21 protein-coding genes and 1 pseudogene are annotated in these 22,615 nt (G+C 42.1%); 8 read left to right on the forward strand and 14 right to left on the reverse strand.

Translation table 11 applies throughout. From position 1 onward, the window contains the following. Positions 1 to 525: 525 nt before the first annotated feature. Together ftsY and H2245_RS05215 are read left to right on the forward strand one after the other, a co-directional pair. The gene (ftsY, locus tag H2245_RS05210) at positions 526 to 1,437 is read left to right on the forward strand and encodes a signal recognition particle-docking protein FtsY (RefSeq protein WP_220464386.1); all 912 of its coding nucleotides are present in this window, start codon (positions 526 to 528) and stop codon (positions 1,435 to 1,437) included. 62 nt (positions 1,438 to 1,499) lie between these two features. Then, positions 1,500 to 2,069, forward strand: coding sequence for a methylated-DNA--[protein]-cysteine S-methyltransferase (locus H2245_RS05215; protein ID WP_259365116.1), 570 nt, complete (start codon positions 1,500 to 1,502; stop codon positions 2,067 to 2,069). A gap of 134 nt (positions 2,070 to 2,203) precedes the next feature. Here the strand turns inward: H2245_RS05215 and H2245_RS05220 are convergent, their stop codons facing one another. Further along, positions 2,204 to 2,956 carry a YebC/PmpR family DNA-binding transcriptional regulator gene (locus H2245_RS05220; RefSeq protein WP_182406336.1) on the reverse strand — a complete coding sequence of 251 codons (753 nt, stop codon included), beginning with the start codon at positions 2,954 to 2,956 and terminating at the stop codon, positions 2,204 to 2,206. 340 nt (positions 2,957 to 3,296) lie between these two features. Between H2245_RS05220 and H2245_RS05225 the strand changes: the two genes are divergently transcribed. Beyond that, the gene (locus H2245_RS05225) at positions 3,297 to 4,127 is read left to right on the forward strand and encodes an ion transporter (RefSeq protein ID WP_182406337.1); all 831 of its coding nucleotides are present in this window, start codon (positions 3,297 to 3,299) and stop codon (positions 4,125 to 4,127) included. Positions 4,128 to 4,184: 57 nt separating this feature from the next. Here H2245_RS05225 and H2245_RS05230 read toward each other — a convergent pair whose 3' ends face one another. Then, entirely contained in the window at positions 4,185 to 5,480 is a 1,296-nt protein-coding gene (locus H2245_RS05230) for an AarF/ABC1/UbiB kinase family protein (RefSeq protein WP_182406338.1), read from the reverse strand. Between the two features lie 252 nt (positions 5,481 to 5,732). Next, entirely contained in the window at positions 5,733 to 6,272 is a 540-nt protein-coding gene (gene aroQ, locus H2245_RS05235; protein ID WP_182406339.1) for a type II 3-dehydroquinate dehydratase, read from the reverse strand. A gap of 503 nt (positions 6,273 to 6,775) precedes the next feature. Here aroQ and H2245_RS05240 point away from each other — a divergent pair. Then, positions 6,776 to 6,988 (forward strand): cold shock domain-containing protein, encoded by a 213-nt coding sequence (locus H2245_RS05240; RefSeq protein ID WP_182406340.1) that lies wholly within the window; start codon positions 6,776 to 6,778, stop codon positions 6,986 to 6,988. Between the two features lie 317 nt (positions 6,989 to 7,305). Continuing rightward, positions 7,306 to 8,460 carry a DEAD/DEAH box helicase gene (locus H2245_RS05245; RefSeq protein WP_182406341.1) on the forward strand — a complete coding sequence of 385 codons (1,155 nt, stop codon included), beginning with the start codon at positions 7,306 to 7,308 and terminating at the stop codon, positions 8,458 to 8,460. A gap of 131 nt (positions 8,461 to 8,591) precedes the next feature. Here H2245_RS05245 and H2245_RS05250 read toward each other — a convergent pair whose 3' ends face one another. From H2245_RS05250 to ilvA, 8 genes and pseudogenes are all read right to left on the reverse strand, one after another. After that, on the reverse strand, positions 8,592 to 9,500 hold the full coding sequence (locus H2245_RS05250; protein ID WP_182406342.1) for a sulfite exporter TauE/SafE family protein: 909 nt from the start codon (positions 9,498 to 9,500) through the stop codon (positions 8,592 to 8,594). 121 nt (positions 9,501 to 9,621) lie between these two features. Continuing rightward, positions 9,622 to 9,888, reverse strand: coding sequence for a cbb3-type cytochrome oxidase assembly protein CcoS (gene ccoS / locus H2245_RS05255; RefSeq protein WP_182406343.1), 267 nt, complete (start codon positions 9,886 to 9,888; stop codon positions 9,622 to 9,624). Positions 9,889 to 10,040: 152 nt separating this feature from the next. After that, a complete protein-coding gene (locus H2245_RS05260) occupies positions 10,041 to 10,811 on the reverse strand; it encodes a YdcF family protein (protein ID WP_182406344.1) in 771 nt (256 codons plus the stop codon). After that, positions 10,801 to 11,877, reverse strand: coding sequence for a UDP-N-acetylmuramate dehydrogenase (gene murB, locus H2245_RS05265; RefSeq protein WP_259365117.1), 1,077 nt, complete (start codon positions 11,875 to 11,877; stop codon positions 10,801 to 10,803). The genes H2245_RS05260 and murB overlap by 11 nt, the downstream gene beginning before the upstream one ends. Positions 11,878 to 12,017: 140 nt before the next feature. Further along, complete coding sequence (locus tag H2245_RS05270) at positions 12,018 to 12,515, reverse strand: low molecular weight protein-tyrosine-phosphatase (RefSeq protein ID WP_182406346.1); 498 nt, start codon at positions 12,513 to 12,515, stop codon at positions 12,018 to 12,020. A 221-nt stretch (positions 12,516 to 12,736) separates the two neighbouring features. Then, complete coding sequence (locus H2245_RS05275) at positions 12,737 to 13,156, reverse strand: RNA-binding S4 domain-containing protein (protein WP_182406347.1); 420 nt, start codon at positions 13,154 to 13,156, stop codon at positions 12,737 to 12,739. A gap of 81 nt (positions 13,157 to 13,237) precedes the next feature. Then, positions 13,238 to 13,387, reverse strand: a pseudogene (locus H2245_RS12210) (excalibur calcium-binding domain-containing protein); the annotation flags it as partial. Positions 13,388 to 13,612: 225 nt separating this feature from the next. After that, positions 13,613 to 15,166 carry a threonine ammonia-lyase, biosynthetic gene (gene ilvA / locus H2245_RS05285; RefSeq protein WP_182406349.1) on the reverse strand — a complete coding sequence of 518 codons (1,554 nt, stop codon included), beginning with the start codon at positions 15,164 to 15,166 and terminating at the stop codon, positions 13,613 to 13,615. 324 nt (positions 15,167 to 15,490) lie between these two features. On the opposite strand from ilvA, the gene rpiA reads away from it, so the two are divergent. Beyond that, positions 15,491 to 16,150 carry a ribose-5-phosphate isomerase RpiA gene (rpiA, locus tag H2245_RS05290; protein WP_182406350.1) on the forward strand — a complete coding sequence of 220 codons (660 nt, stop codon included), beginning with the start codon at positions 15,491 to 15,493 and terminating at the stop codon, positions 16,148 to 16,150. A 126-nt stretch (positions 16,151 to 16,276) separates the two neighbouring features. On the opposite strand, the gene argF is transcribed toward rpiA, so the two are convergent. The 3 genes from argF to dnaB all read right to left on the reverse strand — a co-directional run bounded on the left by argF (position 16,277) and on the right by dnaB (position 20,137). Next, positions 16,277 to 17,197 carry an ornithine carbamoyltransferase gene (gene argF / locus H2245_RS05295; RefSeq protein WP_182406351.1) on the reverse strand — a complete coding sequence of 307 codons (921 nt, stop codon included), beginning with the start codon at positions 17,195 to 17,197 and terminating at the stop codon, positions 16,277 to 16,279. Between the two features lie 283 nt (positions 17,198 to 17,480). Continuing rightward, on the reverse strand, positions 17,481 to 18,587 hold the full coding sequence (gene alr / locus H2245_RS05300; protein WP_182406352.1) for an alanine racemase: 1,107 nt from the start codon (positions 18,585 to 18,587) through the stop codon (positions 17,481 to 17,483). 149 nt (positions 18,588 to 18,736) lie between these two features. Continuing rightward, the gene (gene dnaB, locus H2245_RS05305) at positions 18,737 to 20,137 is read right to left on the reverse strand and encodes a replicative DNA helicase (RefSeq protein WP_182406353.1); all 1,401 of its coding nucleotides are present in this window, start codon (positions 20,135 to 20,137) and stop codon (positions 18,737 to 18,739) included. Positions 20,138 to 20,529: 392 nt separating this feature from the next. On the opposite strand from dnaB, the gene pdxA reads away from it, so the two are divergent. Further along, positions 20,530 to 21,606: a 4-hydroxythreonine-4-phosphate dehydrogenase PdxA gene (gene pdxA, locus H2245_RS05310; protein ID WP_182406354.1), complete on the forward strand. Its 1,077-nt coding sequence runs from the start codon at positions 20,530 to 20,532 to the stop codon at positions 21,604 to 21,606. 141 nt (positions 21,607 to 21,747) lie between these two features. Beyond that, positions 21,748 to 22,611 carry a 16S rRNA (adenine(1518)-N(6)/adenine(1519)-N(6))-dimethyltransferase RsmA gene (gene rsmA, locus H2245_RS05315; RefSeq protein ID WP_182406355.1) on the forward strand — a complete coding sequence of 288 codons (864 nt, stop codon included), beginning with the start codon at positions 21,748 to 21,750 and terminating at the stop codon, positions 22,609 to 22,611. Positions 22,612 to 22,615: the final 4 nt, after the last annotated feature.

Consider the following 22,615-nt stretch of genomic DNA (forward strand, 5'->3'; position numbering starts at 1 on the left):
CCCAGCATGCCGGTGCAATCGGTGCCGATAATTGATGAAGCAGACGCGCTAATAGACGTGCAAACTAGTCAGGACGCTTTAAGTCAGCAAAAAATCCAGGTCAATAACGATGTATCAGCACCCAATGTGAGCAAAGATATTGCGTTGGGTACACCCATTATCTCACCAGAAACAACTAAGCCAACTGAAATAGAAGTATCAAGTGGCTTATCAACTGTACCATCAACAAGCTCTCAACCGAAGCCTGTTATTGATCAATCAATCATTCCTAAAATGCCATTACAAGCGCAATTGGGCGACGGAGTAGCGGTTACTTCGATAGCTGTTAATGCTACAAATGCCAGCGCTATAACCTCTAGTATTACTAATAATAATATTACCAATGCTAATAATAAAAGCAATCCCATAGAGTCATCTACGGTTACGCAAGAGCAGGAAAATACATCACAATACTCCGAACAAAACCTGCAAGAAAGCCAAGAGGGTCAGCAACAAGATAAACAGAAAGGTAGCTGGTTTAATCGGATGAAAACTGGACTCAGTAAGTCTCGCAAAAATCTTGCTGAAGGTATGGTTAGTATTCTTATTGGTGGTAAAGAGATTGATGATGAGCTATTAGAAGAAGTTGAAGACCAGCTGCTAGTTGCTGATATTGGCGTGAGCGCCACCAATCGCATCATCAAAAGCTTAACCGAACAAACCGCGCGTGGCGATTTGATATATGCTCATTCGCTTTATAAAGCGCTACAAACCGAGCTGGTTGATATCTTAACGCCAAAAGTTGCGCCTTTAGTTATTGATACTACCAAACAACCTTTTGTTATTTTAGTCGTGGGTGTAAATGGAGTGGGAAAAACCACCACTATTGGTAAGCTTGCCAAACGCTTACAAGGCGAGGGTAAGTCGGTCATGCTAGCTGCGGGTGATACCTTCCGTGCGGCTGCTACTGAGCAGTTACAAATTTGGGGTGATCGTAATGACATCCCAGTTGTCGCTCAAGGTCATGGCTCTGACAGCGCTTCTGTTATCTTCGATGCCATGCAGTCGGCTAAAGCAAAAAATATTGATGTCCTGATTGCTGATACTGCAGGACGCTTGCAGAATAAAACCCATTTGATGGCAGAGCTTGAAAAAGTAGTTCGGGTTATGCGTAAAGCTGACCCCAGCGCGCCCCATGAAGGCATGATTGTACTCGATGCGGGCACAGGTCAAAACGCGATTAATCAAGTTGAGTTATTTAATAAGGTTGTGCCATTAACGGGTATTACTATTACCAAATTAGATGGTACCGCAAAAGGTGGCGTGGTCTTTAATATTGCTGAAACCACTGATGTGCCAATTCGCTATATTGGTGTTGGCGAGTCGATTGATGATTTGCGCGCCTTTAGTCCGAAGCAGTTTGTCGCAGCATTGTTTGAAACCGACGATAAAGAGTAAGTTCTAATAACCTTTCTAAAGGGTTTATAGCTATGATTATCACCCGTGTTGCGCTATCAGATATGACTCATAACCATCGATCATATCCTAAAGCTGCGTTATTGCTAGCAAGTCATATGGTAAATAATGTGCCTAAAATGGTTAGTATAGATTGGCTGTCAGAGAATCAAGAGTGGCAAGAATCTAAGGCTTTAGGACTACTCAAAAAACATTATTCCATTAACGAGGATGGTTTTAATTTTATTGCTCAAGATAACCTTAATGATAATGAGGTTAACCAAGCATTATTATTAAAGGCTATTCAACAAATCAATGAATATACTAACGGTAAGCGCCAGTATTTTGACTTGCCGCTTGATGTCAGTATAGGAACGCCATTCCAGCAAAAAGTATGGGCGTCGCTGCAAAAGATACCTTATGGGAAAACTATTAGCTACGCTAAATTAGCAGATAATATTGATCAACCAACAGCGTTTCGAGCAGTTGCTAATGCCAATGGAAAAAATCCTTTTAGTATTATCGTCCCTTGCCATCGCGTCATTAGTAGCGATGGTAAGCTTGGCGGTTATAGTGGCGGGGTAGATAAGAAAGCGTATCTATTAGCGATTGAAGGTGTCCAATGTAATATATAAATGCTGTGTTAAATACTCATTCTTTAAAGTATTAATCAAGTTAAAAGTAATAAAAAAGCCAAACGCTTTGACCGTTTGGCTTTTTTATTTAATGTAGTTTTTTGCAGTTTAACAAATAGTTATTTGAACCACTACTATTGTGCTTCAAGCTGCGCCATCACCTCATCTGTGAAATTGACATTACTATATACGTCTTGTACATCATCAATATCTTCTAGCATATCAATCATTTTCATTACTTTAATCGCATCATCGATATTGTCAATATCTGCTGTGGTCGCAGGTGACATAGTCACTTCTGCATTATCCGAGACCAAGCCAGCTGCATTTAAGGCATCTTTTACTTGTCCAAAATTTTCTACGTCAGTGATTACTAATAGTGTGTCGCCATCGTTCTCAATATCAAGTGCACCTGCATCCAATGCTGCTAGCATCACTTCATCTTCTAAGCTCACATCATTAAAGCTGATTTCACCACGTTTATCAAATAGGTAAGCGACAGAGCCTGAAGTACCCAAATTGCCATCATGCTTGGTAAATGCGTGACGCACTTCACTAACCGTGCGATTGACATTATCAGTCATAGTCTCGACCAATACCGCCACGCCACCGATGCCGTAGCCTTCGTAACTTATTTCTTCCATATTGTCATTGTCACCGCCGCCGGTACCGCGCGCGACAGCACGATTAATAGTATCTCTTGTCATATTGACGGACAAGGCTTTTTCAATGATGGCGCGTAGACGTGGATTTTTATTAGGGTCGGGGTCACCTTGCTTGGCAGCAGAGACAATTTCACGAATAATTTTGGTGAATATTTTGCCTTTTACCGCATCCTGACGGGCTTTGCGGTGTTTAATATTAGCCCATTTTGAATGACCTGCCATGTTACATCCTTAACTGTTGCTGACGATTTATAGTACTAATAAAACAGTAGTTGATATAGATTCTTATATTTTTTTATTTTACAAAGTTTACATTGTATATTGAGAGACTCAATATGCGCTAAAATTTGTATAAGCACTCATGCAAATAAATGAATATTATATTGTTACCGACGAATTTTTGCTACACTGTCAAAAATTACACCGTGAGTGGGTCATATTATAAACCACTTCTATGTAATTTAATCACTCTCAGCCACTCTATCTCTATTTAAAGCATGCGCAACTATAAATGTATATTTATTTACGCACCCATCCATGAGTTCACGAACCTACTGATTTTATGAAGCAACCAACTGCTGAAGCCGTAACCCATCTGCGTAATCGCATTCACATTATTGTTGAAGGCACAGATACGCGTTTGGGTAAAATTTTTGATGTTATATTGCTAATTGCAATTTTAGCCAGTGTGAGCGTAGTGATGCTCGATAGTGTGCTATATATGCGTTTACAGTTTGGCACGGTATTTTTTTATGCTGAATGGTTTTTTACTATTTTATTCACTATTGAGTATCTTTTACGACTGTTTTCAGCACCTAATCGCTTACGTTATGTATTTAGCTTTTTTGGGGTAGTGGATTTATTATCGGTATTACCAAGTTATTTAAGCTTAATGTTTGTGGGCGTTCAATATCTATTAGTTGTTCGAATTTTGCGAATTTTGCGAATATTTCGGGTACTTGGGCTTAAGGCTTATATGCAGCAAGCCGGATTTTTAGCATCAGCGTTAAAGACAAGCCAGCAAAAAATTACCGTATTTTTCTTGTCTCTGGTATTGTTGGTTACAATTTTTGGCGCGGTTATCTATGTGGTTGAAGGTGCAGAAAATGGCTTTACCAGTATTCCGGTGTCCATTTATTGGGCAGTTGTGACCGTGACCACAACTGGCTATGGCGATATGTCACCTAAGACTCCAATCGGGCAGGCGATTGCGTCTATGGTCATGATAACTGGTTATTCTATCATTGCCGTACCGACCGGAATCTTTACTGCTGAGCTGGCACGTAATATGCGTCCGCAGTTGAACCCTATTGCCTGTCCAAACTGTGGTAAATTTGGTCATGCAGTAAATGCTACGTTTTGCGATCGTTGTGGTCATGCCTTGCATATCTAATCTTTATTTTCATATATTCACTTGCGAATAATTATGTCTTACCTGTCATTTAATTATCTATAAATACTCATGAACCAACAGTGACAAATCAATTTTCACCCCTAAATTAACCAAATTCCAATATTGCCCAGATACGGTGCGATCCAGCATCATTGTGGTTGCAGAAGGTTGAAACTGCCCAAAGTATTTGAGCGAAGTTCTCATCTGAGCGATGACATCGTGATGCACGTGACTGTTTGCAAAGTCAAATGGGCCTTCTTGATAAGGGGGGATAGACAACGGTTTGAGTCCAATTGTTAACCACTGCTGATAAAAATCCCCTGGAACCAAACTGCTATCATCGCGGCGGACTTCTAGCGCAATTAAATCTTGTTCAAGAGCGGTCACATCACCTTTGATGGCATGCTGAGCGAAACGACGAAACAGTTGTACTTCGCTATCACTGTAGCTTCGAATACCGCCAAAGTCGTAAGCAACGACACTACCATCAGCGCGAAAAGCAAAATTGCCCGGATGAGGGTCGCAATGCATTCGGTATAAGCCAAACAGCTGTCCTGCGGTGAAGTGAAATAAATGAGTGGCTATTTTTTGCTTAATATCATTATCCCAGGTTGCGGCAACGGCAAGCGGCTCACCCATCTCTTCTGTCAGTGTCAATACTCGTTTGGAAGAATGGCTACTAATGACTCTGGGAATAATGATACCGTCATCCCGAGAATGAAATCCGCCAAAAATGCGTAAATTGTGCGCCTCTTTAACGTAATCAAGCTCATCGTGTAAGCTTTGGCGAATTTCGGCAAATAGTTGCTCTTGTAGCGCTCGGCTCATATTCAGTACGCCTGCGATTTTAAGCGCCATACGTACTTGTTTTAAATCGCTATCACAGTTTTTGTCGACATCAGGATATTGTACCTTTACGACAACATGCTGCCCTGAAGGCAAAACCGCTTTATGGACTTGACCGATAGACGCGGCTGCAAACGGAGTCTCTTCAAACTCAGCAAATAATTCAGTAATATTCCCTTGCAGTTCGCGCTCAACTTGGGCTTTAATCTGTGCATAAGGCATCGGCGGCGCATCTTTTTGCAGCTTTTCTAATGCCGTTGCCACTTCCGGGGGAAACACATCTTTATACTGTGAAGCAATTTGCCCCACTTTCATCACTGCGCCTTTCATTTCACCTAGCGTTTCTGCGATCTGAATACCCACATCTTGCATCATGTCTGAACGTGCTTGCAGACGTTTTTCTTCGTCACTAGATAGGTGCTTTAATGAATTCTTCGCTGCCTTACCTGCAATACTTGCCGTCATGCCCGCCAATTTCATAAAGCGTTTTCCGGACGATTGTGCCATTCATATCACCGTGTTTTATTGACTGTCTGTGTGTTATTAATTATTTATTAAGTCGTAAGTTATTTATTATTGCCACGTTTATAGGGGCTCAATATCGATACTGACCGCCACTCTATATTGATATTTATGCTCAATATACAAGGTTGCTTTTTGCAATAAATCTAGGGCGCAATAAATACAGTGTAATCAAACTATAAATCTTTAACCAGTTGGCTTGCGTTACTAAAGCTATCCGCCGTGCCAAGTAACCCATTATTCAGCATTTAAATCAATGTTATAGGTATTTATTAGCCAGTAATCCAGCGCTGTTTGATAGCCTAAAGCGCCTAAACCACAAATAACACCCACTGCCACATCGCTTAGATAAGACAAATGGCGAAACGGTTCTCGACTATGAACGTTCGATAGATGCACTTCGATAAAAGGTCTTTGCGTGGCAAGGAGCGCATCACGGATTGCGACAGAGGTATGGGTAAAGGCAGCAGGATTGATGATAATGGCATCAACTTGTACTTTAGCATCAGCCAACAAGCCATAATGTTGGATATCGTCAATCAATTTGCCTTCATAATTAGATTGAATGCAGATAAGCTCAATCCCATATTTTGCAGCTTTAGCAGTGAGCTGTGCCTCAATATTAGCAAGTGTGGTATGTCCATAGATTTCAGGTTCACGCTTGCCCAGTAAATTTAGGTTTACGCCATTCACTAGTAATAGTTTATGAGTCAAGTTTCGAGGTAGCTGTGTGGATACAGATTGAGATTGGACGTTAGGGACAGAAGGGTTGCTCATAAAATTCTCTGTGTATGTATAATAATAAAAGAGTTTGCTGAGTAAAAACAAGTTGTTTCAATATAAAATTTTTTAAATATAAGACCGTTGTTTAGTATTTTTATGAAAGACTATTTTTTATTATGATATTTGTTATTTATGACTATCTATAGTTCTATAACTACTCTTGTAATTACTGCAAGCTTTTATCATAACAGTTTGAAAATTATTTTATAAAAAAATTACACAAAATGCCATATAGTCGTCAAAAATCGGGTTAAAAGGCTTTATGTTACTAGAAACCCATGCTATGATATTTTTTAGGTGGTAAACATTGCAAGCTTGTTACAGATATGCTTGCAAACGACTGGTGTCTAAAAGAATAGCGCTAATAAAGCTAACTTGTTTGGCTTTACGAGTAGTCATCATTTTAGATACTAATTTCATGATTTTATTTAGACCCCGCTTATATGCAATTTAGCAAAGGGATTTGGGGCTAAGCACACTTTTTAGGAAGTAATATTATGTCAGCTCGTGAACAAGGTATTGTCAAGTGGTTCAATGATTCAAAAGGTTTTGGTTTTATTCAGCGCGATAGTGGTGAGGATATTTTTGTCCATTTCCGCGCTATTCAAGGTGATGGCTATCGCTCACTACAAGACGGTGAAAAGGTAGAATTCAGCGTGACTGAAGGTGAAAAAGGTCTACAAGCAGAAGAAGTTCGAAAGGTAGACTAAGTAGCTAAGTGAATTATTTGGTATTTTGTAAAAGTCATTTAGTCATTATTACCGTTGAGTGGTGGTGACTTGATGAACTACTGATATACTAACGAGCCAAGCCTGTCTTATCTTACCGATAGGGGCATTATCACAATGTCTGCGGTGCGATTATGGCATTAGGTTTGGCTTTTTTGTGTCTGATAGTTTACATTGAAGGCTGTTGTAATTCAGACTTTTATACTTAAGAGCTCTATATTTAAAATCTTGTACTTAAGATAATTTTATTAAAGACTTGTACCTCTTATATCAGCCGTTACTATAGTAAGGATAATTTTTTGAGTAACTTCATAACCTTTACGGACTTGCCACTTTCAGAACCAACGTTACGGGCGATTGATGACCTAGGTTTTACGGAACTAACGGCTATTCAAGCAAAAATATTGCCGCATACCTTAGCCCATCAAGATGCTATCGGGCAGGCGCAAACTGGTACCGGGAAAACTGCGACATTTTTGCTAACCATTATGCAGTCGTTGCTGACGCGACCATTTGCTGACGATGAAGAGCGTTATTTGGGAGAGCCACGAGCAGTAGTTATGGCGCCTACGCGTGAGCTTGCCCAGCAGATATTTGATGATTGTATTGCTTTAACGAAATATACGGCGCTGCACAGCGTCTGTATTATGGGCGGCACCAATTATGAAACCCAGCAGCATGAGCTCGAGCGACAATATGTAGATATTTTGGTAGCGACACCGGGGCGCTTGATTGATCTTGTTAATCGAGGCATGGTGTATTTGGATCGGGTGGAAGTGTTGGTGTTAGATGAAGCAGATCGAATGCTAGATATGGGCTTTATTCCTGATATTAAGCGTTTGGTTGGGAAGATGCCAGCCAATACGGATCGCCAAAGTTTACTGTTTTCAGCAACCTTTAATCAAGATGTCATGAATTTAGCCTATCGCTGGCTTCATGAGCCGCAGTTTGTCGAAATTGAGCCTGAGCATAAAACCAGTGAATTGGTGGATCAGCATTTTTATCTTCTAAGCGAGAGTCAAAAGTTAGCAGCGCTTGAGCGTATCCTTAGTGATAACTCTGTCGATAAAATTATTATTTTTGCTAATCGTAAAGATCAAGTGAAGCGACTGTATCATAAATTGCGCCAAGCTCATAAAGTTGTCATGTTATCAGGTGATGTGATTCAGCAAAAACGTGAAAAATACTTGCAACGTTTTAAAGAGGGTCATGCTTCAATATTGGTGGCGACTGATGTAGCAGGGCGCGGTATTCATGTTGATGATATCAGCCATGTGATTAATTATACCTTACCGGATCAGCCAGATGATTACGTGCATCGAATTGGGCGTACGGGACGCGCAGGACAAGCTGGAATTAGTATTAGCTTTGTTAGCGAAGATGATGCCTTTAATATTCCAGAGTTAGAGAAGCATTTAGATACTAAGTTTACGCTTGAGCAGTGGCAAGAATAATTTAGAACAAGCTATGAACTAGCTAATTATCATAAAAAAGCCCTTAACGTTAATCATGACGTTAAGGGCTTTTTATAATGAAAATTACTGAGTTTTTAGTAAAAACTATTGTTATAGCGGTTATCAAAACATTATTGATGAGCATGCTCTGTTGACGCTGAATGCTGGCTATTCATATGAGGTTCACTTGGCATATCATCCATATTTTGCTCCATACTATGATTCATATCGGCATGTGCATTATGTGTCATATCGTGATCCATATGGCTCATATTAGCTTGATGAGACATACTTTCTTTGGACATCATGGCTGAATGGGCGCTATGATCCATAGGCATACCAGCGCCATGCCCAGAGTGTCCACCATGCATACTACTCATAGCTATCGGTACGACGATAACCGCCAGTCCTGATAGCATCATAATCGCACCATTCATTTGCCGTAAGCGCCAGCGTCCGATTTGAGTGCGTAGCCAATTAACCGTGCCATGAGTCGCCACCAACATGGGCACAGTGCCCAAGCCAAACGCAAACATTAATACGGCACCTGTTAATGGATCATGTCCGACCACCGCAATCAATAATGCACCATATACCAGACCACAGGGCAGAAATCCCCATAATAAACCAGCTGTTAACGCTCGTGGAAAAGTCGTAAGTGGGAATACCTTTTTGCGTAAAGGGGCTAACGCTTGCCAAAAGTGCATGCCTAAGCGCTCAAGCTTATTTAAAAATGGTGCGCCAAGCATGATCATACCCACAAAAACCAACACCAAACCAAGCAAAATACGCGGGATATTATTACCCACCATCAGTGGTGCTAACACAGTGGTGCCAATAACGCCGGCTAACAGCCCTAATGATGCATAGCTGAGCAGTCGCCCAACGTGGTAAGTAGCAATTAAGCCACGACGTTTTGCTGGGCTAACATCCTTCATGGATAGCCCAAAAGCAGCAACCAACCCACCACACATCCCTAAGCAATGCGGTGAACCAAAAAATCCCATCAGCAAGGCAGCAACCAATAAAGCAATGGTCATAATAAGTATCTCTTAATATGAAAGGCAGTTTAAAAAACAATTTAAAATTTATATAACGTGATAGGTGGTGTTGCTATGAGTGATTTTAACAATAGATAGCACGATGATTGATTAACGATCATCACTTATTAGTTTCACTCTTATTATCAGCAGTAGAGGAGTTAAGAGCTGTATCATCAATAATAGATAAGTTTGCTTGGTCACTAGCAGCCGTAGTTTGATGAGCATTTATGACTTGCCTACGCTCTTGGCGATCATCCAAAATAATACGCTGAGAAGCGTTGTCTAAGTCTTCAAACTGATTAGATTTTACTGCATAACGTACTGCCCAAATGGCGACCACAAACAGCATTAGACTTAATGGAATTAATAAAAATATGCTGAGCATGAAACACCTCTTGGCTGACGGTTTTGATAAAGGAACACATTCATTATACGCTGTTTATCAGCATAATGAATGCGCACTATGATACTTGCCATTGATTATATTGTATTCATAATCAAATTGATAAGAGAGTACGAGTGTTAAAAATTGTCTATTTAAGGGAAGGTTTTTACTGCACTGCCTCTTGGTGTTAAGAGTTGCTGCTCACTAACTTCGTCAGCATGACGGCAGTTGGATTGGGGTCTGAGAATATCTCGAAGATATGCGGCAATTTCATAGACAGCGCGGCGTGAGTGGGTTAGGTTTTGCGCTGGTTGCATCCAGTCAAGATTGACCGGTAAAGGCGCTGCCATGGCTGTGGTATTAATATTACTGAGCGCAAACTGACGCCTTGCGCGCGCCATATGGTAGCTATCAGTGATTAGATAAACGTGATGTAAAGGTATACGTTTGGCAGTAAAACGCGCATTTTCACACGTGTTCATGCTGGCATTTTCACTAATAATGCCGTCAATGCCATGTTCAATCAGCCATTGCCCAAGCCATGGAGCCTCAGCACCGCTCAAGACTATGGGTAACGGCAAATCGTGATACGCGGTTGCCGCTGTACGAACGCGGTTTAGGCTATAACCGTTTAAGATAGTACGATTATTATGATCATTGGTAAGACCGCCGCCAAGTATGACATAGGCAGTTGGTGGTGAACTCATTGCAGCACCTGTCATCAGCGGTAATGGCAAATGCTGAAATAAATAGACAACGGTGCGCGAAAACAACGGGGTAAATAAGCTGATAATAACCACAATCACCATGGTTGTACCAATGATAAAAGTAATATTGATGATACGAAAAATTTTAATCGTGCGTTCAGCTGAGCGCAAGTAACAGCGCCATAGTCGTTTTGATAACAGACGTCTAGACGGCATGGTTGCCAAGTCCAATCGTTGCGTCCACTTGTACCCACACCGGCTCACGCATAATGGTAATGGCAAATTTTTCATATACACAGCTTGCGATATAGTCTTGTGCCGCTGCTACATTTTTTTGAGTAGCCATAAAGGGCGCATGATTGGTCAATACCAATGCTTGTTGTCTATGCGTCATAATTGGGGCAATACCGCCGCCTTTCAGGCCTACTTGCTCAATGAGCCAACCTGCTGCGACTTTGACCATAGAATCTGGCATAGGGTAGCCGACAATATTAGGGTAAGACTCTTTCAGTTCGGTAAACTGTGCTTGGTGAATAATTGGATTTTGGAAAAAGCTGCCACAATTGGGCAATTGCTTGGGGTCAGGAAGTTTTTGTTGGCGAATATCAATAATTGCCTGCATTACATCGACAGGTATGGGCTTTTGACGACCCTGATTATCAGCATAACGCTGTGCGATCGACTGCACATCGCCATAACTGGCTAAAATACGCGTCGCATCAGTATGTAGACGCAAGCCAACACGGCTAATCAGCCATGTATTGGGTTCCCTCTTAAACACACTATCGCGATAGCCAAATTGACAATCAAGCGCTGATAATTGATGCCAAGTATTGCTCGGTAAATGATAGGCGCGCACATATTGTAAACAGTCGTCTAACTGTACACCATATGCACCAATATTCTGTACTGGTGCCGCGCCCGTCAGCCCAGGAATTAGCGCTAAATTTTCTAGCCCATACCAACCTTGACTGACCGTATATAAAACCAACTCATGCCAGTTCTCGCCCGCCATCACTTCAATATCGACATAATCATCCGTATGTTCAATCAGATGAATACCGCGCATGTGTGGTTGTAACACTGTCGCTTTTAACGTAGCTGGCAACAACACATTGCTACCGCCAGATAATACAAATAAAGGCGCTTGCTCATCATTATTGCGATAGCCCGCCATAAAATCATCAAGCTGCGCCTCATCTGTTAATGTCACTACCGTATCTGCCACGCAAGCTAGTGCCATCGTATTAGCTTGCGACAGATCATGCTGCTGTTTAAGCATCAAGTCATCATGAGTATGCAAAGCAGAGCGTGAAGCTAACGTCATAAAACGACCTATGTGGCGAATGGATAAGGGTTTAAAGTATCCTATAGACTAAAGGATAGAACATAACAAGGCATAGCTATAACAGTAAAAATGGCTTAGTTACTCTTCCAGCTCTCAATCCAAGCTTGCGCACTTGATTCGATACGCTCAATGACCTCTTCAAAGGCATCACCATCACCAGTATACGGATCAGGAACATCATCACCACCATAAGTAGGGTCTTCTTCACTAAATAAAGCCAATTTAGCCAAGTTCTCTTTTTCGCCCCCCACGCTATCTTTGATTGCTTGTAAGTCGGCTAAGTTTTGACCATCCATCGCTAAAATCAAGTCAAAGTCATGGAAATCATCCGCACTTACTTGGCGGGCTTTGAGTTTACTGATGTTATAGCCATGCGCTTTTGCATGACGTTGCGCGCGTTCATCAGGTGCATGACCAATATGCCAATCTCCAGTACCGGCAGAATCGACCTTAATCTCAAACCCTGCAACCGCAGCTTGCTGACGAAAGATTTCTTCGGCAGTTGGGGAGCGGCATATATTGCCTAAGCACACCAATAATACAGATGAAGGGGCAGACGCTTTAATCAGCATAATAGTACCTTTTATAACCATAAAAAAACATGCCAGCACAAACCAGCATCGCAATGTTGGCGTATCGGCATGTCAATAGCGACAGTATTCGCGCTCAGCGTAACGCTTAATTAAGCGGATGGCAATAGCCGACACTAAACAATACCGTCATTCGAGACATTGCCAAATCTCGCTAAGCGCATCAACAAATTAATAATAGCATTACTTAACGGCTTAAATACTTAGTCTTGACTGCTTTTAAAGCGGTGCAAATCGCGGCGCTCTTTCTTATTGGGCTTATTGTCTGGGCGAGCAAGATTGGCAAGTTTGCGCTGCTCCGCATAATGAGCGCGACGTGTTTCACTCTCCTCTGTTTCAGAATACAGTATTTGTGCGGCAGTCGCATTGCCACGTTGCATCGTTAATGCCTCAACAATAACTGTCTTTTCAGTCATTGCCGTGGCAGAGCCTTGACGAATGGTTAACTCATCGCCAACGGCAATCTCTTTGCTGGTCTTTACCCGACTGCCAGCATAATGCACGCGACCACTTTCAATGGCTTGCTTAGCAAGAGTGCGCGTCCGATAAAACCGCGCCGCCCATAACCATTTATCAAGGCGGATTTTGGCTGGCACACCAGCGTTATCATTATGTTTACTCATCAAAACCTCGTTAGCAGATTAAGATATAAATGAGGTCAAATACCTTAATTAAAAGTCTAAGTTTTGTGCAGGTATTACTTATTAATGGCACCACTGCTGCTCACAAGGAACGCCATCATTATTACCGTCCATCTGCGTATTAGGGCAATGTTGAATAAAGTAAGTTGCTTCAGCGCAGGACGTCATTTGTGAACAATGTTGCCTGCCGTCACAAGAGAAATTTGCGGCAACGGGCTGTATGGCTTCATCATCCACGTAAGTTGGCGCAATATTATCAACGTCAGCAATACTCATAGCAGATGATGACACGCCCGCAGACGCGTTACTATCTATATCACCTTTAGCTTGAAAGTGTTGATAGCTATAAAATGCCAATATTAATAATATAACAACGAGCATTGTTTTTTTCATAATGGCATCTTTTTATTACTATTCACTATGTAATTGGTGAGGTGTTTATTTTAAAAATAACTGATAGCCGATATTATCATTGATAGCGATACAGTCATAGCCGATATCGAGCAGCGCATCTTGTAATAAGCGTGAATTGCTCTCAGAGGCTTGTAGCCCGACCAATACCCGACCTTCAGCAGCGCCATGATTGCGATAATGAAATAAGGTAATATTAAAGTCATCACCCAATTTTTCTAAGAAAGTTAATAAAGCGCCCGGACGTTCAGGGAATTTGATTTTTAATAATTGCTCATTTTCGACATGGGCATGACCGCCAATCAAATGGCGAATGTGCGATTTGGCAATATCGTCATCGGTTAAATCATACGCTAGATAGCCGTCAGCGGCTAATTGATTGCTGATAGTCTCGCGCTCTTTATCGCCTTCTTTTAGTGCAATACCTACAAAAATAGCCGCCGGATCCATAGAGTCGGGTGACTGTTGATGGTCGGCACGATAGTTAAACTCAGTGATATTACGGCCATGTAAGCTGCGACAGAAGTTTAAAAATGCACCCGTTTTTTCAGGAATGGTCACGGCAAAAATAGCTTCTTTTTTCTCACCAATTTCAGTACGCTCAGCAATATAGCGCAAGCGATCAAAATTCATATTGGCACCGCAGATAATGCCAACGCAGTTTTTACCTTGTAAATTATTCGCTTTGATATATTTTTTCATACCAGCAACGGAGAGCGCGCCAGCAGGCTCAACGATGCTACGGTTTTCTTCAAACACATCTTTAATAGCAGCGCACACTTCATCATTGGTACAAGTAACGACTTCTGGCTCAACAACAGGTCCTGAGTTATCGCTTTTTTGCATACGCACCACATCGAACGGCAGTTTACCTATTTGGGCAACGGCAACACCATCGACGAATAAACCTACTTGTGGCAGTATTACTCGCTCATTGGCTTCCAGCGCTGCTTTTAAGCTAGCCGATTGATCCGCTTCTACCGCAATGACTTTTACATGTGGTGCCACTTCACCCAAAAATGCTGCAATTCCTGAGATAAGACCGCCGCCGCCAACGGCTACAAACACATAATCCATATTGCGCCATTGTTGGGTCAGCTCAAGCCCAATTGTTCCTTGTCCAGCAATGACCAGTTCATCGTCATAAGGCGGAATAAAAGTTAAGCCTTCACGTGCAGCGCGATCAATCGCATAACGATTTGCCTGATCAAAGCTATCGCCATATAAATCAACATTACCGCCCAATGCTTTTACCGCATCGACTTTAATGTCTGGGGTAGTGGTTGGCATGACGATGATATTGTTTAGCGATAGTTTACGAGCAGAGTAAGCCACGCCTTGAGCATGATTGCCCGCTGATGCACAAATGACGCCACGCGCTTTTTGCTCGTCACTCAGCTGGCTAATACGGTTATAAGCGCCACGTAATTTAAAAGAAAAAACTGGTTGTAGGTCTTCACGTTTTAGACGAATATCATTAGCAAAACGCTGGGTCAGCTTGGGTGCAGGCTCAAGAGGGGTTTGAATGGCAACGTCATAGACGGTGGCTTGCAAGATGGCTCGTACCCAGTGTGACAGCATAACGGTTCCTAATGTAGATGTGAATAAATAGAAGACAAACAATGGTAAAAACGAAATAGATTAGCCTATGCTGATTTTCAGTATCTTGCAAGACACAATTGCAATTTTTGCCATCCATTTTAAGGCGATAAGGGTGTCAGCTTAACTTTAAGTATTAATTTAACCTATAAAATGGGTAGATTATTATAATAATAGGCTGTTTTTAATACGAGAATATCAATGAATGGTTATCAATGACCTCAGACAAGCATAGCCAGTGCTTAGCCCTATCAGTTATAATAAGCGCGCATTTTTTATATTATTTTACCTTGCCAAGGATTTAAGATGAGTGATCAGCACGCACAAAAGCAAGCCGCTGCCAAGGCTGCGCTACGCTATATTGAAGACGATATGATACTTGGTGTAGGGACGGGCAGCACGGTCAATTGCCTGATTGAGTTATTGCCACAGCTCAGACTTGCCGGTGCGGTTGCCAGCTCGCAAGTGACGGAAGATAAGCTGCGTGCGCTGGGTATTGAAGTGGTCGATTTAAACTTTGCCGGTACGCTTGATTTATATATCGACGGCGCAGATGAAGTGAATGCACATTTGCAATTGATTAAAGGCGGTGGTGGCGCATTAACCCGTGAAAAAATCGTTGCCGCAGCGTCCAAGCAATTTATATGCATGGTTGATGACAGCAAGATGGTTGATGTTTTAGGGCGCGCATTTCCGGTGCCGATTGAAGTCTTACCACAAGCACGCTCGTATGTCGCTCGCCAGTTGGCACAATTGGGCGGTGAGCCAGTATATCGTGAAGATTTCGTTACTGATTATGGCAACGTAATTTTAGATACTTATGACTTGGATGTTAGTGACCCTATCGCCCTTGAACAGCAATTAAATAATATCGTTGGCGTAGTTTGTAATGGTATTTTTGCTGCTAATCAAGCGGATATCTTACTCAAAGCTGGCAATGATGGCGTTAAAACTATTCTGCATTAATGCTTGCTGCGTTAAATATTCATTAATAAGTTGATTAATGAATATTTAAGTAAAAGATAAGAAAAAGGCAGGTTACGTTAAGTAGCCTGCCTTTTTTATGTGCTTTTTAATTACGTTTTTATATGATTAAGATAATTTAATTTTATCTTTTAATAAAAATTCCATCAGTGCTTTTTGAGCATGTAAACGGTTTTCAGCTTCATCCCAAACGACTGAACGCGGATCATCAAGCATATCGTGAGAAATCTCTTCACCACGATGCGCAGGCAAGCAGTGCATAAACACCACATCAGGATCAGCTTTATCCAATAGCGATGGCGTCACTTGATAAGGCGCAAAACGACGCGCGCGGGTGCTTTGCTCAGACTCTTGCCCCATACTTGCCCACACATCGGTGACAATAAGATTTGAGTTTTTTGCGGCATCTTGGACATTTTCAACCAAGCTGACGCAATGTGAGAAGCGCTCCATAAGTACAGGATCTGGCTCAAAGCCGTAAGGTGCTGCTATGCGTAGCTCAAAGCCAAACTGATTTGCTGCTTGCATATAAGAGGCACACATATTATTACCATCACCAACCCACGTGACGATTTTATTTTCGATACTGCCGTGATGCTCATAGTACGTTTGCATATCCGCCAATAACTGACACGGATGAAATTCATCAGTTAAAGCATTGATAATTGGTACGCTAGAGTATTCTGCAAAGGTTTCAACTTTTTCATGCCCAAAGGTACGAATCATAATGATATCGACCATGCTGGATATCACCCGCGCGGAGTCTTCAAGCGGCTCACCGCGACCTAATTGGGTATCATTCGGTGACAAAAATATCGCGCTGCCGCCAAATTGTCCCATGCCAGTCTCAAAGGAGATACGCGTACGGGTAGAGGACTTCTCAAAAATCATGCCCAACGTCCGACCAACAAAAGGTTGGTAAATCTCGCCGGCATGCTGCATTTTGCGCAACTCGCTACCGCGTTTGATAAGGGCTTCTAGTTCTTGTTTGGTTAAATCAGATAAGGTCAAAAAATGGCGCAAACTCATAGCAATCCTAGCAGTCGATCACAGTCAATGAAAAAAGGAAGGTTATCAGTGGTCAACGACATGGCAAAATGACCAATACCGTGCTGACAACAAAATTTTAGTATAGCGTAATTAAGGATAATGTAAACGCCCAATTTTGCCATAATAAATTTGACCATTTTTCTATGAAAATGATTTACGAATAAAGCCACTTACTAAAATATTTACCTGCTATTTTGGGACTACTTTTAAGATCGCTTTATTAACGATAAGATTAGGATTTACTATTATGATGTGCTGCTGCCTAACTCTGTACGCGCATCGGTCGGGTACTTAGGCGACATAACAATTCATATCCTATCGTTCCAGCATGGTTCGCTACCTCATCAACATGCGGCGCGCTGCCCCAGAGTATCACCTTACTATCTAAAGCAAGCGTTATAGGCGTGGAGCTGATATCAATGACAATCATATCCATCGCCACCCGACCGCGAACGGGACAAGGGTAGCTTTGATTGGTGCTTTCATCGATAACTGAAACATAAGCATCTTGATTGAGTATGCGCGGATAGCCGTCACCATAGCCAATACTTACCAACGCAGTTCTGGTTTCTTGCTGCGCAATCCAGTGACTGCCATAGCCAATGGCATCACCCACTTTTATCGTTTGTAGCGCCATAATCTGCGCGCTAAAATCCATCGCTGGTTGCAAGTTTAAATCATGCGCACACATATTCTTAATGGGTGAGCTGCCGTATAGCATGATACCTGGACGTACCCAATCGTAATGACTATCGGGAAAATTGATTAATCCCGATGAATTACATAGCGAGCCTTGAATATCTTGGCTCACAGTCTCTCGTAAGATATTAAGCATATCGGCAAAGCGTTGTTTTTGAATGGCATTGAGAGGATGATGAACATCATCAGCATTGGCAAAATGAGTGGTTAATATCATTTGATAGCCGGCATCATGCAAACGCTGAGCGGCATCCAAAATAGTCTGCTCATTAAAGCCCAAACGGTTCATACCGGTGTTATATTTTAGCCATACTTGCCGTGTTGAACTGTCTATCGCTGGGATATTATCTAATGCCCATTCAAGCTGCGGATAATGGTGAATCACACAGCTTAAATCATTGTCAATCGCTTGCTGCCATTCGCTTTGAGTAAACACCCCTTCGATTAAGCCTATGGTTTTAACCCAACCCAAGTCGCGCGCTTCTATTGCCTCTAACAACGTTGCTACACCAATACCATCAGCCTGTGCGAGCGCCGGTAATACCGCTTTAACCCCATGTCCGTACGCATTGGCTTTTACCATGGCTAATATTTTAGCAGTGGGCGCTCGTTTTTTGACTTGGTTTATGTTGTGGGTAAGTGCTTGAGGCTTAATCGTGATGGTGCGCATAATCGGCTTCTTTATTAGCAGGGTTTTAAAGCAAAGCTACAGATCAGTCAAAGCTCTTTTTATAAATAGCAATTTACTATCCGTAGCGGAATAGGATTAAAAAAATGGATGAAAAATAAATTAACGAATAAATAGCAATCACTTAAGTGCTACTCATCATCAAAGCTCCTGCCTTGATAATACTCAGGCGTCAAGTTGGTAAAGCGGGTGAATTGACCCTCAAACGCTAATCGTAGCGTGCCAATAGGACCATTACGCTGCTTACCAATAATGATTTCAGCCACGCCTTTATGGTCTGAATTCTCATTATAAACCTCATCGCGATAAATAAACATAATCAAATCGGCATCCTGTTCAATTGCTCCAGATTCGCGCAAATCTGACATGATTGGGCGCTTATTGGGGCGATTCTCCAAGCTGCGATTCAACTGCGATAGCGCGATAACTGGACATTCAAGCTCGCGCGCTAATGCTTTTAAACTCCGTGAAATCTCTGAGATTTCCCCAACACGGTTACCATCAAGACTAGGCACTTTCATTAATTGTAGATAATCGACAATGATGGCGCCTAGTTTGCCGTCATGGTTTTTGGCAATACGGCGGCAGCGAGAGCGTAGCTCGGAGGGCGGTAGGGCGGTACTGTCATCAATATATAAATGCTTGGATTGCAAATGCTGAATCGCATTCATCATTTTTGCCCATTCATCCTCATTCATTTGTCCTGAACGCAAATGGGTCTGGTTAATTGCTCCCCACGACGACAACAGACGCATCACGATAGATTCTGCCGGCATCTCCATTGAAAATACGACGACAGGCAAATCTTCATTAAATAAAATTCCTTCGGCTAAGTTCATTGCAAAGGTCGTTTTACCCATTGAAGGACGCGCTGCAACAATGACCAAATCGCCCGCTTGCAAGCCTTGAGTTTTATTATTCAACTCCACAAAGGGCGTTTGCAGTCCAATCATGCCATCAGGATTAGATTTTAGCTCTTGGATTTTATCAATCACATTGGTTAAAACCGCCGTAATACCAACGGGTCCACGTTGCTCAGCGCGCTTATTATGTTGCTCATTAATACTAAAAATAGTCGCTTCGACACTATCTAAAATATCACTGACGGTTCTGTCTTTAGGGTTATATGCCAAGGTTAGCATCTCATTGCCAGTCGTAATGAGCTGGCGCAGCGTTGATAGCTCGCGGACGCGCTGAGCATAGGCGGTCAGATTAAATAAAGTCGCTGGGCTTTGGCTTAAAATATCGGCAAGATAGCTGTCACCGCCTGCATTTTTTAATAGCTTTTGTGCCTCTAACCAATCATGCACCATTACCGTATCATAAGGCTCATTTACCGCTGCCAAATGCGCAATCGCATCAAAAATATGTTGATGACGTCCGGCATAAAAGTCATCTTTAGAAACGATATCGGCGATCTTGTCGTACGCTTCTTCAATACTCATTAAAGAGGCCAGTAGCGCCTTTTCAATATCAATATTGTGCGGCGGTGTCTGATTGAGTAAGTCGTCAGTTTTGTCGGTGTCTGCCATGAGTGCCTAATTGTTCATCAGTATATAAAAGTTAAAAGAGTTAGAAATCATAAAATCGACCGCGTCAGGATTATTGCTATGACAAGCGATTACCATCAAAAGCAATTACCATTATAAGCAAATACTGTCACAAGCAATATCTTCAAAAAATGCATTAAGTACCAACAATAGCGGTACCAAAACGAGCGCTAACGACGCAGTAATTGATGTTACAATCAAGGGCGAAAGTCTATCACATTACGAGCACACTGAGTTCTATATTGATGATTTTTCGTCACTACTCGCGTGCGCTTATGCGTATAAATCATACTCTAAGCTACATTTTGAAACACCAGCCTATACTTAAAAAACACAATAAAAACTGATAGTTAAAAATTAATAAGGATATTGCTATGCAAAAACAACCTTTACTGCTAACAACGGGTGAGCCTGCCGGAATTGGTATGGATGTGGTACTAATCTTGGCGCAAGAAAATAAATTACAAGGTTCTGGACGTCCTATTTGGGTGACTGCCGATGCCGAAGCGATGCAGGCACGCGCAGAACAGCTTATTGCTGCGGGCGTGCTACAGAGTTGTCCCGCGTGGCAAATCGTAGATGCGCAAGCAGAAGCAACTGATTTTGTTGAGGCAGTAGCACAGCTGACTAGCAATGATGCGGTTGCCAATGATTTTATCTTGCTCGATGTGCCATGCGGTGCACCTGTGATTGCCGGACAAATTGACATTAATAACGCGATTATGGTCGCTCAGCAGTTGGAGATTGCCCATCAACTTGCTGTCACTCACCAAGTCGCTGCCATTGTCACCGGTCCCTTGCAAAAGTCCGCGTTGATTGACGCTGATATTAAATTGTTAGATGGCACCATGTTCAGCGGACACACCGAGTTTTTTATGCAGCAAAGTGGCTGTGATAAAGTAGTGATGATGCTTGCCAATCAAGCGATGAAAGTCGCGCTTGTCACTACTCATTTGGCATTAAGAGATGTTCCTGCGGCAATTACTAAAGAAAATGTACGACAAACAGTACAAATTGTGCTCGATGATATGCGTTCGAAGTTTGGTCTTAAACAGCCGCGTATATTAGTTTGTGGTCTGAATCCGCATGCTGGTGAGGGTGGGCATTTGGGAATGGAGGAGATTGAGATTATCAATCCGGTGTTACAAGAGTTTATTGCCAAAGGGGCTGATATTTCAGAAGCCATGCCAGCTGATACCTTATTTACACCACGACATCTTAGCAATTGTGATGCCGTTATTGCGATGTTCCATGACCAAGGCTTGCCGGTGCTTAAATCGCATGGTTTTGGTGATACCGTTAATTTAACATTGGGCTTGCCGTATATTCGCACTTCAGTCGATCACGGTACGGCGCTTGATTTGGCAGGGCGTGGCGGTGCTAGTGCTACTAGCTTATACCAAGCATTAGTAATGGCAGATGAGATGGCAAGTAAAGCGTTAGCGGATTAACTGGTCGATTTGTCACAGCGAAAGCGAATGCAAAATACAGTCTGATAATGAGCTGTGATATAATTTCAATATTATAAACATCTCATTTATTGCCTGATTCAATGGCAGTGACTATTTTACTTTTTTAATTAAGAACTATTTATGTCTAAGCCTTCATTTGACGCCAAAACTTTGTCTGATAGTTTACGCGCTGCAAAACACCAACCGCGAAAACGCTTCGGTCAAAACTTCTTACATGATCGTAGTGTGATTCGCGAGATTGTTGAAAGTATTCGCTTAGAGCGCGATGATAATTTAATAGAAATTGGTCCCGGTATGGGCGCACTAACCGAACCGCTACTTGCTGAAGTAGATGCAATGACAGTGATTGAGTTGGATCGTGATTTGGCAGATAGCTTGCGTATTCGCATCGGAGCTAATAGCCATCCGAACTTTACGATTATTAAAGACAATGCCATGAATGTCGACTATCGTGCGCTGTATACTTTAGAGCGCGGTAAGCTGAGAGTAGTTGGTAATCTGCCTTATAATATATCTACGCCAATATTGTTTCATTTACTCAGTTATGCTGATGTGATTCAAGACATGCATTTTATGCTGCAAAAAGAAGTAGTCGAGCGTATTACTGCTGATGTGGGTAGCAAAACCTATGGTCGTCTATCTGTTATCATGCAGTATCATTGTGATACCGATTATCTATTAACGGTGCCTCGCGGTGCGTTTAATCCACCACCAAAAGTCACCAGCGCGGTTTTTCGTTTAACGCCACATATCAACAAACCCATCGTTGCAGAAGATGAACAGTATTTTGCAATCGTAGTACGCGAAACTTTCAATCATCGCCGCAAAACCTTGCGTGCTATCTTTAAAAACTCAACCTTGCTACCAACATTAAGCGAAGATGATTTTGCCGCTTGTGGTATTGATCCGCAGGCACGTCCAGAAACTCTGAGCGTTAGTGATTTTGTGGCACTGAGCAATCAGGCAAAGTCGTTAGAAGTTTAATACG

Origin of the sequence: Psychrobacter sp. GP33 (assembly GCF_014119005.1) — a bacterium.
Taxonomy (GTDB): Bacteria; Pseudomonadota; Gammaproteobacteria; order Pseudomonadales; family Moraxellaceae; genus Psychrobacter.

Excerpts from the sequence above, each read along its gene's own strand:
- ftsY (WP_220464386.1), top strand. The coding sequence starts at position 526 with ATGAAAACTGGACTCAGTAAGTCTCGCAAAAATCTTGCTGAAGGTATG.
- H2245_RS05215 (WP_259365116.1), top strand. The coding sequence starts at position 1,500 with ATGACTCATAACCATCGATCATATCCTAAAGCTGCGTTATTGCTAGCA.
- H2245_RS05220 (WP_182406336.1), bottom strand. The coding sequence starts at position 2,956 with ATGGCAGGTCATTCAAAATGGGCTAATATTAAACACCGCAAAGCCCGT.
- H2245_RS05225 (WP_182406337.1), top strand. The coding sequence starts at position 3,297 with ATGAAGCAACCAACTGCTGAAGCCGTAACCCATCTGCGTAATCGCATT.
- H2245_RS05230 (WP_182406338.1), bottom strand. The coding sequence starts at position 5,480 with ATGGCACAATCGTCCGGAAAACGCTTTATGAAATTGGCGGGCATGACG.
- aroQ (WP_182406339.1), bottom strand. The coding sequence starts at position 6,272 with ATGAGCAACCCTTCTGTCCCTAACGTCCAATCTCAATCTGTATCCACA.
- H2245_RS05240 (WP_182406340.1), top strand. The coding sequence starts at position 6,776 with ATGTCAGCTCGTGAACAAGGTATTGTCAAGTGGTTCAATGATTCAAAA.
- H2245_RS05250 (WP_182406342.1), bottom strand. The coding sequence starts at position 9,500 with ATGACCATTGCTTTATTGGTTGCTGCCTTGCTGATGGGATTTTTTGGT.
- ccoS (WP_182406343.1), bottom strand. The coding sequence starts at position 9,888 with ATGCTCAGCATATTTTTATTAATTCCATTAAGTCTAATGCTGTTTGTG.
- H2245_RS05260 (WP_182406344.1), bottom strand. The coding sequence starts at position 10,811 with ATGCCGTCTAGACGTCTGTTATCAAAACGACTATGGCGCTGTTACTTG.
- murB (WP_259365117.1), bottom strand. The coding sequence starts at position 11,877 with ATGCTTAAACAGCAGCATGATCTGTCGCAAGCTAATACGATGGCACTA.
- H2245_RS05270 (WP_182406346.1), bottom strand. The coding sequence starts at position 12,515 with ATGCTGATTAAAGCGTCTGCCCCTTCATCTGTATTATTGGTGTGCTTA.
- H2245_RS05275 (WP_182406347.1), bottom strand. The coding sequence starts at position 13,156 with ATGAGTAAACATAATGATAACGCTGGTGTGCCAGCCAAAATCCGCCTT.
- ilvA (WP_182406349.1), bottom strand. The coding sequence starts at position 15,166 with ATGCTGTCACACTGGGTACGAGCCATCTTGCAAGCCACCGTCTATGAC.
- rpiA (WP_182406350.1), top strand. The coding sequence starts at position 15,491 with ATGAGTGATCAGCACGCACAAAAGCAAGCCGCTGCCAAGGCTGCGCTA.
- argF (WP_182406351.1), bottom strand. The coding sequence starts at position 17,197 with ATGAGTTTGCGCCATTTTTTGACCTTATCTGATTTAACCAAACAAGAA.
- alr (WP_182406352.1), bottom strand. The coding sequence starts at position 18,587 with ATGCGCACCATCACGATTAAGCCTCAAGCACTTACCCACAACATAAAC.
- dnaB (WP_182406353.1), bottom strand. The coding sequence starts at position 20,137 with ATGGCAGACACCGACAAAACTGACGACTTACTCAATCAGACACCGCCG.
- pdxA (WP_182406354.1), top strand. The coding sequence starts at position 20,530 with ATGCAAAAACAACCTTTACTGCTAACAACGGGTGAGCCTGCCGGAATT.
- rsmA (WP_182406355.1), top strand. The coding sequence starts at position 21,748 with ATGTCTAAGCCTTCATTTGACGCCAAAACTTTGTCTGATAGTTTACGC.